This is a genomic window from Achromobacter sp. K91, assembly GCF_003576205.1.
GTDB lineage: Bacteria > Pseudomonadota > Gammaproteobacteria > Burkholderiales > Burkholderiaceae_B > Achromobacter > Achromobacter aegrifaciens.
The window spans coordinates 1-11,428 of the sequence record NZ_QWFB01000046.1 but is presented as its reverse complement, the minus strand read 5'-3'; the positions used below and the strand labels follow the sequence as shown (position 1 = coordinate 11,428).

Below are 11,428 nucleotides of genomic sequence, written 5' to 3'. Positions count from 1 at the left end.
CTTGCTACTTTCGGCTCAAAAGGTCCTGAAGCGCGGCCTTGTCCAGCATCGATTCAGCCAACAGCTTCTTGAGCTTGTTGTTCTCTTGCTCCAGCTCCTTCAGTCGCTGGGCGTCCGAGACGGTCATACCGCCGAACTTCGCCTTCCAGTTGTAGTACGTCGCTTCGGAGATGCAGTACTTGCGGCATAGGTCTGCGACCTTGGCCCCCGCCTCGGCCTCCTTCAGCACGCCGATGATCTGTTCTTCCGTGAATCGTTTCTTCATTGCCGTTCCTTTGTGAACGGACTCTACATCGATTTCGTACTAACCACGGGGAGCAGGTCACAATCATGTCAATCGCGGGAGTTAAATGGTATCAGACTAAAAATTTGGTGGCGAAATTTTAGTCTGACACCTGTATTGAGATTGATCTAATGCTGGGCAAAACGCGCAGTTATCTGTATCTGATTTCCACGAAATTCTCGGCTAGTCTCCGCTCAACCCGCCGTGCATTCAGAGATGGCTTTAAACGGTGCTCTTACGACGTCGGATTATTTATCATCCATTGCATGGCAGATGGATTAGCCAGCAGACCACGCAAAAAGGCAGCGGTCCAATTATTCATGCCGCCAACATCAACTTCCGCTTGCAGCTCGTGATCGACCTCCTTGACTAGATCAGCCACCAGCTCGTAACGCGGTGCCTTGATGCGCCACAACTTCCATCGCCCGGTTACCCAACGCCGCAGCTGTGTTTCTTCCACGCACTTATTCAAGTGGTTTTCCAGCCGCTTAAAAAGCGGGTCAGTTTTTGGAATAGCGGGTACCAGCCGAAACGATGGCATCAGATAAGTCGGCAGCACTGTTCCTTCGTCCGCTTCGATTTCAACGCGAACCAGAGGGCAATCAAGGCGCGGGCCTTCGAAATACGGATGTATCAAAGGCAGTTGCACTCTTGGTGCGTTTGCCGAGTTGCTGCGCTTTGAATTACAGGCAGTGCACGTTGGCACAAGATTAAACGAAAGGATGGAAAATTCCGGATAGTCCGCCTTCGCTAGGTAGTGGTCCAACGCATCGCGCCCGACATTCCCACACATGGGGCAGTAAGGCAGCTTGTTGGATTTTCTCAAATCATAAACCCAGTCCAGCTGCCGGTAGTTTTCATTCAGTTTTTTATAAGTCGTCGAATAAAGACTTATTAAATCCTGCTTCTGGTCAGTCGATATTTTACCTGGCTGCGTCATATTAATAGGGAGAACAACAGACGGATTGCCTTTATTTATATAGTAGCCGCTATAAGCCGCCCTCAAATCCGGCGCCAGCGGCGACAATGATGGCGCATATACATCAAAAACGGAGATGGTTTTTGAATTCCTAACGCGAGGACGAGGTACGGAGATCAATTTGCGTCCTCTGATTGCATTGCTCGAATTTCTATCAGCAATTCAGGGCTAAGCACTGATTTATATTCGGCTAGCAACTGCACCCGAGAAATGCCACTTTCGGACAAGTCTCTAGCAAATTTTTCATGGTATTTTTTTGCTGTGGAATCACCAAAAATTGTCTGCGAAATACTGTCTATACTTGCTCCTAATGTTTTCATGCGGACCTGTCCAATGTTTACCCTTCTCGATTCTTCCGCGAATGAGAAGACATGTGCGCAATGGGTTGGCACCTCGCGCACGACATAGGCCGAATGCGTGGCAATCAGTGCAATCGATTTTGTCGCCGCCAGCACGGTGTACAACAGCGTTACGAATTCGCAGATCAGGTTAGGATGGAGATGGGTTTCCGGCTCATCGACAATCACTAGCGTACCTTGATCGATGCTACTAATCAGCCGAAGGGCAAAGCGGAAGAAAATAAGCTGGCCGCTGCTGTGGTGTAGCCGGCGTATCTGATTGCGTTCGCCGGTCTGCTCAAAAAATTCCAGTGAGCGTGCAGTATCCACGGCGGACGTGAACGACAGATGCCTCTCTTCATTCATCCGCAGAACGTCCCGGGCGCGGACGTAATATTCGCCGTGCTCATCCTCGTAGCTGGAACTGTCCTGCGCAACATCCGAAAGCACTGGCAAATACAACTTATCAAGGTCGATATGGCCTCGCAGTGTGCGCTCGAGGAGCGTAATCCTAGTCAACGACGCGCCCTGGAATGGAGTCTTATCTCGGATCAAGTCGACCATTAGAAGGGTCAAGGAATTTTGCACATTTCTATGTGAACGAGACCTTGCGACTTCGATCAAGTTGAAATACTGATACTCGAAATTTCCCTCATGTTCCGCACGTATAGGAAAGCGATATTCTGGGGTTGTGGAAAATACTAGCAAGCGATTATAAAGTTGACCGTCATATTCGCAATCAGACATAGCCTCAGAATGTTCATCGAAGGGATTAACCGTATGATTCGCTTCTCCTGAGAGCCTGCCTAGTGACAATATGAGTTCCCTCAGCAATCGCGTCTTACCCGTACCATTGACACCTATAAGGCAGTGAAGCCTGTCCTCGAAGACGCCTACATCCTGGAACTCAACCGAAAAGTCATGCATACCATCGTCAAATCCGTGCAGTTGCGCACGGAAAGTAAAGTTCTTTCTTGTTTCTGGTTGATCTTCAATCTGACGTCCCTCGAAGAAACGCATCCCGCGGCGCATAGCTCGATAGGCTGCGGGCGATCGCAGCACGCCTAAAATAAACGGGCGGTCCAACAGCAACTTTCCGATATACGAACTAAAGGATGAATCCCTCAAAAACACTACGTCGTTCAAAGCAAGTAATATTGACTTGAGCTCTGAGCCATTCCGCACCCATTTCGCTAGGTTCGAGTAACCCTGCTCATGTCCGACAAGGGTTGCGAATAACAGGTTTCCATGCGAAACGGTTGCCGTGTTTCCAGCATGACCATGCCTTAGCGAGCGAGGATTTTCATTTATCCACCGCAGCAAGTTAGTCCGACTCGAACCCGCCAAAGGCACGACGTAGGCGGGGATGGAAATCTGTCGTTGATTATCGTGAGAATTAATTGAGATCAACGAATTAAAATTATATGAGAAATCATTCCATTTTGAATTTGTTGGGATGATCCGAATGGCGCCTGGTGGGACATTCGTTTCTTCGTCAAGGGTAAAAAATAGGCTCCAAATCATATATTTTCCGTATAAGTTTTCAGCGAAACAGCTTGCCATCTTATTTCCCAAGGAAGTCACGAGACTTCATCGCACCAAAGCCTATTTAACAACAATCTAGGTGCATATTTCCCCGGATTTAGGATCCTAAACGCAGTCGTGGGGAGGGAGGGGTGCCGAGTCAGATCGCGCTCTAACCCCAACTCGACCGCCTGTCGATCGAGATCGAGAAGACCAGCGCTCCCGCCTTGGGCAGGGCCATGCAAAACCATATAATACCGATGGATACAGCGATGCCGGGCGCCTGATCACAGAATATTTTTCCTTTGTGAAATCGTCAACTTCCTCTGTCCTTAGGTAAATATGGTCGACTGTACAGAACAGGCATGGGGAATTGACAATAATCCGCAATGGCGGGCTAATTGTCTATGGCTATGACGAACCTGTGGTTCGGATGTTTATGCGCTTGCTTCGGATGATAGTTAAAGGTCGAAGCGTTCAATGAGCCCGCGCTTACGACTTGGACGGTAGGCACTTGACCGTCCAGTCACATCGTGGGCAGCCGAACAGACCTAACGTCTGCTTCTGGCCTTATTGCCAGAGGAGCCTGGTCCGCGATCGGCCGCAACCGCCGCACAGCGGACATCGAGCCACGAGGCGTCAACGGTAGTGGGTCGGGAGTGGCCGCTATTCAATCAAGGCTCCCCGTCGACGTCGGCGTCTGATGGCACAAAGCCAGCCCGGATCTCAGCTCTCTAAAAATTGAGGTGATGGTCGACCTTCGCTTGCAGGAAAAAGTCAGGAGCGGTTACTGATAATCGTTATTTCTTCAATACGGATGAGCGATAGCTTGCGGGAATAAGCCGATAGCAATAAAAACGCGGATCACTGGATCACCCTCGAGGAGAGCCGCGAATGAGCGACATTGATCTTCCTGCACTGCAGATCGCCTGCCGCACCTTAGTGAGAGCAATCGGCTTTGGCGACCTTGCCTACCTAGATCAGATGGCTGGCCTATGGAGAGTAAGGCGGCTGGAGGCTCTTCCACGTTCATGGAATGCACGGAGTCGCTTTGCCATAGAGTTCACAGCAGGGTTCAACCAATTGGGTAATATAGCCTCATGTTGAATGAACCCTTTTTGTGTGAATACTGTCTTGCTGATAACGAGCTCCGTATGGAGGTGCAAGAGCGAGGCAATGCGATTGAGACGTGCGAAATCTGCCATCGGAAGGGTGGCCGCGCGCTGCCTGCGTCGGACTCTCGAATTAAGCGAACCTTTCGTGCCCTAATTCGGCTGAACTTCTCTGAGTGGGACTATAACGATCACATCGGCGCCGACACATCGCTTGAAATGCTAGTTTTTCATAGCAAAGCTATCTTCAACCTTGACGAGAGCGCGTCGCTCGACGAGTTTGAGCAGGCGTACCTCACGATGGAAGAGAAGGGTTGGTACCCAGCATCAGAAGATAATATAACGCTGGGCGGGGGCTACTGGGACGGGGGAGTCCTAGAAGGACTGCGGGACCGACGAGACGCAATTGTTGAAAATATAGTCTCGGATGCCCTCAAGCGGAACTGGTTCGAGATGGAGCCCAATGCCCAGGCCCTCATTCAGTCGCTACGTAATGACTTATCGGACGTCCTTCCAGCGGGAACGGAATACTTTCGTGCTCGCGTCGGCGTTCAGTCTCGTCTCAAGCGCACGTCCGATCATTGGCCACAAGTTGTTCCAGACTTCCGATACCTGCCACACGCGGGCAAAAACATTGATAAACCCCCGGTCGCGCTAGCTACCGAGGGTCGCTTCAACCGTGCTCGGGTGTCCATTCTATATCTAGCGTCGGACACGCAGACCGCAATTGCTGAGCTCCGACCGCATCCGGGACATTTGATCTCGACGGCGAAGTTTCGACTGAAACGCGACTTGCGGGTGGCAAACTTCGCCAAGCACGACATCCGCAACTTTTTGAGCGACAGCAGGCTGGAAGACTTGCGTAAAATTCTGTCGATCGCGGATGTGCTCAATGTACCGGTACAGCCAGAGCACCGTTCCCTATATGCCATTACGCAACTTTTCTCCGATGCAGTGCGCGTGGTTGGTTTCGAAGGGCTATTGTTCAACAGCAGTGTCGGTGCAGGAACCAATCTGAGCTGTTTCGCCAGTGACGCATTCGAGATTGTCGAACGCGGCGAGGGGGTTCAGGAGGTTGTCTCCCTAGAATACCGGCTGGCTGAGGTGCGAGCGCTGCCGCACGACTATGACGAGGATGAGTTCGTCAAAGATGAGGACAGTCCGTTGGCAACGCTGCTGCACGGAATGGCACGCCGAAGCTCGAAGAAATAGCCTTCCCTCATCAGTTTCAGCAACGTCCGCTCACCTTCAAGTCGACGGTCGGCTCAGAGTCGAAAACTGCCGGGCATGATAGGCTACTATCAGCAAGAAGCGACCTTTCGAGATCGGCGCAAATACTGGTCAAGCTAACCGCCCGAGCTTGGCTTACATTCCTCGCGAAGCATACTATCGCCGTTTTATCTTTTCATTGGTCTATGCCCGTACTTGATTCTGCCGAATACCGATTTGCCCGCCTTGCTGTAGACAAAGCGAAGCTGTCTGTCGTCAATCCTGCTTCTGCCAACCCTCCACCCCGCGTAGGCATTGTTCTAGCGCGAGGTGATGAACTAATCGGCTGGTACGCGAAGGGCGTAGGCGGCCAGGCTAGGAATGCAGATGGATTCGAGGATTTCGTCGCAAACCCGAGCGCACATGCCGAACAGGCATTGCTTGAACAGCTTACGGACGCCGATCTTTCCGACGTTAGTGCATATGTAACGCTGGAACCTTGTACAAGCAAGAAGGGAAAGGGACTGTGCTGCGCCGACTTGCTCGTACACGCGGGCATCAAGACCGTCTACGTTGGTAACTGCGACCCGAACCCAGACGTCGGTGGTCTAGCATGGCGAACGTTTCTCGCTGCAGGGATCTCCGTCCGAGATTTTCCATCGGAACTCCGAAACGAGGCCCGTCGCGACAACGATGCGTTCTTTCGCAAGTTCAATTACTCGCTTGCTGATCAGGGGTCCGCTTCGTTCGACTATGAGCACAACGGCGGGGTGCGTGTTCTGGGCGCTTTAGCCGAAGCGTTCAGAACCTCTTGGACCAATCGCGACAACGGGTCGATCTATGCTTTGGATTATCAATTTTCTGTCGCGCTCGCGAAAAATTGTACGACCTTTGATGATGTCGATGATCCGGCGAGGTGGTTCGAGGACTGCCACTACACTAAGCCGGTTCATGAAGGGCAGATTGTGATTTTTAGAAATCTAAAGGGTTATGCCCTTGTCCAGGTGCTCAAGGTGAGGACAAAGACAACCGTGTCTAACGCGGAGCTGCAATTTCGATATCAGCTCCGTTACAGAAAAGATGTACAGATAATCCATTATCTTGAGAGGCAGGCTGAGTGACAGGCGCCGGTGGCGTTGGATGTCCGCTCCGGGTGGTAAGCCGACTCTCTCGCATCTGACGCTCCGGCTGCGCTATCGCGAGTCAACATCACGTCAATGCTGACTCCGTCAGACAGATCTGTTAATGAATCGGTCTTGCTTCGTCGGTGAATCTGAATTCATAAAGAGCAGATTCAACAAGATCTGTGATGTGATCGCAGAGACTTTCAATTCCACCTAACAAGTTGGATACAACCCAAGGATCGAGCTGCTGGTTACCGGCGCTCTCCGCGTCATTTGCACCATTGCCGACGATTCGGCTAATTGCCCAAATTCCCTGGCAAGCCCGCTCTATCTTCCGAAGATCGGAAAACCGAACAACGCCATGCTCGGGATCGTCCGGTGTCGCCCAGCGGTCAAGAGTGTAGGGGTGATCATTCATTACGGCCTCCTGTTGAGTAAGGAGCCCGCGCCCCGCTGTCAATCGGGGGTGGGCGGGCACAAGGCCGGGTTGACAGACCGGTAACAGGAGCAACCGGCGCACGCGAACGTGCCCCAGCCAAGGCCCGCCCATAGCAGGGACGTGCGTCGGCCGACGGACGTAAAAATGCCGCTATTGCGGCGGCTGTCCGCTCCTGTTAACTCCGGCTGTCAATCCGGGCGATCGTTGGTGCGATCGCAGGGCAAGTATAGGCGGAACGGATCATGGCGGTAATGCGGCGAGTGGCATTTTCGTCCCTTTCGGAGACTGATGCGTAAACGGACAAGGGATCGCAAGTGGTCCATTGCCTATTCTCACGTAACTTTAGGCAGAAAAATCGGTCCTTCAGTTTCTGCAATCCGATTCTCGCCCACCTAATCCGACGTGATCGCACAGGCCACGAACGGGTTCACGAAGGGTATCCCGGATAGCCTCAGCCACTTGGCCCGCTCCTCCGATGACTTCACCAGGTCTCCGAGGGTTTCGACACGTGTAGATGTGGGAGTCGTTCGTGAGCGCGCCGGGCTGCTCGTTGAGGAATAGGTCGTACAAGATGAAGTCCTGGTGCGGATTGCCCCTTTAGTCGTCATCCCCATCCCGTACACTACCCCGATCACCAGGGAGCGATATGTCGATTCAAAGATTAAGCCGTTGCAGCATCCACTTGTTCCTTGCCGCCCTGAGCTCCGGTTGCTCATTAGGCGGCGAGTGCGGATGGAACCGCAGCAGCTGCATGTATGAAGGCAAGTACGAAGAGGGCGAGGAAGACTACGCGGAAGACGAAGCGAAGCGCTTGAACAAAAACTCATCCGATCGGTTGCGCCGCAGTTCTGGCAATTGATCCGCGGAGCGAGAGCCTTTCAGCTCGCGAGGTCTTTGCCTGAGACCTGCCAGTCGCGAAACCGCTTGAACAGGCGAAACCCAACATAGGTTTCGCTTCTGACCCAGCGCCGCCGGTAGTAGCAATCCCGGTAGCAGGTCATGCGTTGCTGCGCCAGATCCAGAAAGGCCGGATTGCCTCGAAGAACCGTTCCATAGACATGCTTGTCCTGCAAGGGCAAGCGCGCCTCGATGTCCTGCAGGATTTCAACGACGTATTCGCTGCAGAGCAGCACCACGAACGGCACAACCCAAGGCTCGGAAGCCGCAGCCAGCCGCTCAATTTGGCGCTGGCGCACGTGGCCGTCATGATGGCGTGACTGTATGCACGCGTAGATCAGTGCCTGGGGTTCGTCCAGCTTGGAGGACAAGGAGTCGCTGCCCTCATGCTGAACGCGATAGGGCAGTGCCAAGGGCTCGTCCTGCACAATGACGGACAAACCGCGGCCGCTCATGACCGAGGGGCAGATCTCCTCGGTGTATGTGCTGCTTCAGCGCGCAGTCGCGCGGGGAAGGCCGCTGTTAGCAGCGCTGTCTGCTCTGGAGCGGCCTTGCGCGGGCGAGAGGGCATGTGGGGAATGCTGCTTGAATGGCGTTCACCGCGTCATGCGGTGCATCCGGCAGCAGACGACGGCACGCACCACGGATGCTGACGCTGCGGCATGAAGCACGGCAGGCGCTTACGCCGTCGCCTCTGCAGCTTTCGGCACAAAGAACCGATCCTTCAGTTCCTGCAGCCCAATCCTATCCAACATCTCCGTCAGCCGGTCAGCCGGCTTCCTGCGCGGCAAATCCTTGTACTGCGCAATGATCAGCTCATTCTTCATCGAATGTTCCCATCCCACCAGCTCAGTCACGCTGACCTGATACCCATGCGCTTCCAGCTGCAAGCACCGCAGCACATTAGTGATCTGGCTCCCAAACTCCCGCGTATGCAGCGGATGCCGCCAAATCTCGGCCAGCGGATCAGCCAGCGCCTTCGCCTTGTTCTTGCGCAGCACCGAAGCTACTTCCGCCTGACAGCAAGGCACGACGACGATGTACTTGGCATTCTTCTCCAAGGCGAAATGAATCGCGTCGTCGGTGGCGGTGTTGCAGGCGTGCAGGGCGGTGACGACGTCGATCGTGGCGGGCAGTTTGTCCGACGTGATGGAATCGGCGACCGACAGGTTCAGGAACGACATGCCGCCAAACCCCAGCCGCTTGGCCAGTTCTTCCGACGACTTCACCAGTTCTTCGCGGGTTTCGATGCCGTAGATGTGGGAGCCGTTTTTCAGCGCCTCGGGCTGTTCCTTGAAGAACAGGTCGTAGAGGATGAAGCCCAGGTACGACTTGCCCGCGCCGTGGTCGGCGAGGGTGACGGCGCCGCGTTGTTGCTGGACGTCTTTGAGCAGCGGTTCGATGAACTGGAACAGGTGGTAGACCTGTTTGAGTTTGCGGCGGCTGTCCTGGTTCATCTTGCCGTCGCGGGTCAGGATATGCAGGGCCTTGAGCAGTTCGATCGACTGGCCGGGGCGGATGTCGTGGGTTTTGTCGGACATGGGGTAAGGCAATGCGCCCCGCGATGGGCGGGGCGCACGAGTAGGCGGAAAGCGTCAGTTTAACGAAAACGCCGCCGGCGCTGGCGAACCGGGAAAACCAGCCGCGGACTGTGCGGTATCTGGCGATCCAGATTATCTGGCAGGCGAGTAACATGCCCGATGCGATTGAGGCATGTCATGCATTTCTGAAAGCGCCTGACCATCAGGGCGGGCGCGTGGAGAGTCATCAAATGTTCAGCCATATCACTGTCGGAACGCGTGATCTTGAACGCGCGGGCCGTTTTTATGACGCAGTGTTGCTTCCGCTTGGATTGAAGCGTCGCGTTGTCACGCCGGATGGCGGGCCCTTGGCGCTTTGCTGGGTGACCGGTCAGGCGCTGCTGCCGCGCTTCTATGTCTACATGCCCTACGATGGCGAGCCGGCGACGGTGGGCAATGGCAGCATGGTGGCCTTTCTGGCTCCTACGCAGGAAGCCGTGAGCACGGCCCATGCGGGCGGGCTTGCGCAGGGCGGGACGGACGAAGGGGCGCCGGGGGTACGTCCTCATTATGGTGACGGCTACTTTGGCGCGTATCTGCGCGATCCTGACGGCAACAAGGTCCACATCGTTCATCGCGGGGACCTCCCGCTGTAAGGCGGAGAGGCTCGACATCCCTGGAGAAACGCAAATGCTCGTGAGTCAGCTTGCTCTTGTGTACGGCACCTATCTGATTGCCACGGCCAGTCCCGGACCCAGCAATATGGCGATCATGGCAACGGCGATGCGTCACGGCCGTGTGCCGGCGCTTGCGCTGGCGGCGGGCGTCATTACGGGTTCGTTGTTTTGGGCGACGCTGGCGGCGACTGGGATTTCCGCCGTGCTGGCGGCTTCCGCCCAGGCGTTATTCATCATCAAGGTGGTGGGGGGAGTCTATCTGCTCTACCTGGCGTTCCGCAGCGCCAGGTCGGCGTTGAGGCGGGGCGCGGCCTTTGCGAAGGTGGAAACGGGGCGCGCGACGCCGCGCTATCGGGTGCTCTACCGCCAGGGCGTGCTGATGCATATCGGCAACCCCAAGGCGGTGCTGGCCTGGATGGCGATCATGTCGCTGGGGCTGGGGGAGAGCGCGTCGAACGGCACTTTGCCCGCGATTATTGGAGGTTGCGCGTTGCTCGGCGTGATGGTGTTTGGCGGCTATGCGATCGCTTTTTCGACCGCGCCGATGATCGCGCTGTACGCCAGGCTGCGGCGCTGGATCGAAGGGACGGTGGCCGTGGTATTTGGCGTTGCGGGCGTCAAGCTGCTGACCTGGCAGCGCTGACAGGGCGGCTTGTCATCGCCGAAATGGGTCGGCGATGACAAGCCCCAGGCAAAGCGTCCGGCACGCAAGCGGCCGGACGCCGCAGGGTCAGGCGTTCGGGAAAACCGGCTCGCCCAGGTTCAGCATCAGGCGATTCGCCCAGGCGAAGATCGCATCCGAATGCAGCAGATCCAGGATCTCGCCTTCGTTCAAGCCCGCATCCTTCAGGGCCTGGATGCTGTCGGCGTTCACCGAGGCAGGCGCTTCGGTGATCTGGATCGAGAACTTGCCGATGGCGAGTTCGCGCGCCGTGGTGCCGGCGGTGGCGGGATCCTCGAACACCTGCGCGATGACCTCATTGCGCTTGGCCAGTTGCTCAAAGCGCTGGGCATGGACGGACGCGCAGTACACGCAGCCGTTGATGCGCGACACGTAGGTCGAGCCCAGTTCACGCTCTGCACGCGACAGTCCACCCGGCGCGTACATGATGGCGTTGAAGGCCGTGGAGCGCTGGCGCAGGATTTCGGGCTGATGCACCAGGAACAGGTAGTAGTCCGAGACCTTGGCCTTGGGGTGGCTTTCTTCCAGGACGGCGACTTGTTCGGGCGTGGCGGTTTCGACGTTGACGACGTCGAGCCAGGCCTTCCACTCCAGCGATTCGTTGGTGAAGCCGTGGGCCTTGATCCTGTCTCTTATACACATCT

At 55.3% G+C, this 11,428-nt stretch carries 10 protein-coding genes and 1 pseudogene; 4 read left to right on the top strand and 7 right to left on the bottom strand.

The window, feature by feature from the left end; translation table 11 throughout:
* Positions 1–7: 7 nt before the first annotated feature.
* From DXK93_RS23045 to DXK93_RS23035, 3 genes and pseudogenes are all read right to left on the bottom strand, one after another.
* Positions 8–265 (bottom strand): annotated as a pseudogene (locus DXK93_RS23045) (transposase); the annotation flags it as partial.
* 253 nt (positions 266–518) lie between these two features.
* Positions 519–1,382, bottom strand: a complete 864-nt coding sequence (locus DXK93_RS31875; RefSeq protein WP_147400264.1) for a hypothetical protein — start codon at positions 1,380–1,382, stop codon at positions 519–521.
* Positions 1,379–3,163 (bottom strand): AAA family ATPase, encoded by a 1,785-nt coding sequence (locus DXK93_RS23035; protein ID WP_119451230.1) that lies wholly within the window; start codon positions 3,161–3,163, stop codon positions 1,379–1,381. Before DXK93_RS23035 ends, DXK93_RS31875 begins: the two co-directional genes overlap by 4 nt.
* Positions 3,164–4,224: 1,061 nt before the next feature.
* On the opposite strand from DXK93_RS23035, the gene DXK93_RS23030 reads away from it, so the two are divergent.
* Together DXK93_RS23030 and DXK93_RS23025 are read left to right on the top strand one after the other, a co-directional pair.
* Positions 4,225–5,448: an RES family NAD+ phosphorylase gene (locus DXK93_RS23030; RefSeq protein WP_119451229.1), complete on the top strand. Its 1,224-nt coding sequence runs from the start codon at positions 4,225–4,227 to the stop codon at positions 5,446–5,448.
* Between the two features lie 203 nt (positions 5,449–5,651).
* The gene (locus DXK93_RS23025) at positions 5,652–6,566 is read left to right on the top strand and encodes a hypothetical protein (RefSeq protein ID WP_119451228.1); all 915 of its coding nucleotides are present in this window, start codon (positions 5,652–5,654) and stop codon (positions 6,564–6,566) included.
* 121 nt (positions 6,567–6,687) lie between these two features.
* Here DXK93_RS23025 and DXK93_RS23020 read toward each other — a convergent pair whose 3' ends face one another.
* The 3 genes from DXK93_RS23020 to DXK93_RS23005 form a co-directional block, all read right to left on the bottom strand.
* Positions 6,688–6,987: a hypothetical protein gene (locus DXK93_RS23020; protein WP_119451227.1), complete on the bottom strand. Its 300-nt coding sequence runs from the start codon at positions 6,985–6,987 to the stop codon at positions 6,688–6,690.
* Between the two features lie 899 nt (positions 6,988–7,886).
* On the bottom strand, positions 7,887–8,360 hold the full coding sequence (locus tag DXK93_RS23010; protein ID WP_233564592.1) for a hypothetical protein: 474 nt from the start codon (positions 8,358–8,360) through the stop codon (positions 7,887–7,889).
* 225 nt (positions 8,361–8,585) lie between these two features.
* A complete protein-coding gene (locus tag DXK93_RS23005) occupies positions 8,586–9,446 on the bottom strand; it encodes an SAM-dependent methyltransferase (RefSeq protein WP_119451225.1) in 861 nt (286 codons plus the stop codon).
* Positions 9,447–9,676: 230 nt separating this feature from the next.
* Here DXK93_RS23005 and DXK93_RS23000 point away from each other — a divergent pair, with 230 nt between their 5' ends.
* Both DXK93_RS23000 and DXK93_RS22995 read left to right on the top strand, forming a co-directional pair.
* A complete protein-coding gene (locus tag DXK93_RS23000) occupies positions 9,677–10,081 on the top strand; it encodes a VOC family protein (RefSeq protein ID WP_119451224.1) in 405 nt (134 codons plus the stop codon).
* Positions 10,082–10,115: 34 nt separating this feature from the next.
* Positions 10,116–10,745: a LysE family translocator gene (locus DXK93_RS22995; RefSeq protein ID WP_119451223.1), complete on the top strand. Its 630-nt coding sequence runs from the start codon at positions 10,116–10,118 to the stop codon at positions 10,743–10,745.
* Positions 10,746–10,832: 87 nt separating this feature from the next.
* Here DXK93_RS22995 and DXK93_RS22990 read toward each other — a convergent pair.
* A partial coding sequence (locus tag DXK93_RS22990; RefSeq protein WP_233564591.1) for a peroxidase-related enzyme occupies positions 10,833–11,428 on the bottom strand: 596 nt, incomplete at its 5' end.

Excerpts from the sequence above, each read along its gene's own strand:
- DXK93_RS23035 (WP_119451230.1), bottom strand. The coding sequence starts at position 3,163 with ATGGCAAGCTGTTTCGCTGAAAACTTATACGGAAAATATATGATTTGG.
- DXK93_RS23030 (WP_119451229.1), top strand. The coding sequence starts at position 4,225 with ATGTTGAATGAACCCTTTTTGTGTGAATACTGTCTTGCTGATAACGAG.
- DXK93_RS23025 (WP_119451228.1), top strand. The coding sequence starts at position 5,652 with ATGCCCGTACTTGATTCTGCCGAATACCGATTTGCCCGCCTTGCTGTA.
- DXK93_RS23020 (WP_119451227.1), bottom strand. The coding sequence starts at position 6,987 with ATGAATGATCACCCCTACACTCTTGACCGCTGGGCGACACCGGACGAT.
- DXK93_RS23010 (WP_233564592.1), bottom strand. The coding sequence starts at position 8,360 with ATGAGCGGCCGCGGTTTGTCCGTCATTGTGCAGGACGAGCCCTTGGCA.
- DXK93_RS23005 (WP_119451225.1), bottom strand. The coding sequence starts at position 9,446 with ATGTCCGACAAAACCCACGACATCCGCCCCGGCCAGTCGATCGAACTG.
- DXK93_RS23000 (WP_119451224.1), top strand. The coding sequence starts at position 9,677 with ATGTTCAGCCATATCACTGTCGGAACGCGTGATCTTGAACGCGCGGGC.
- DXK93_RS22995 (WP_119451223.1), top strand. The coding sequence starts at position 10,116 with ATGCTCGTGAGTCAGCTTGCTCTTGTGTACGGCACCTATCTGATTGCC.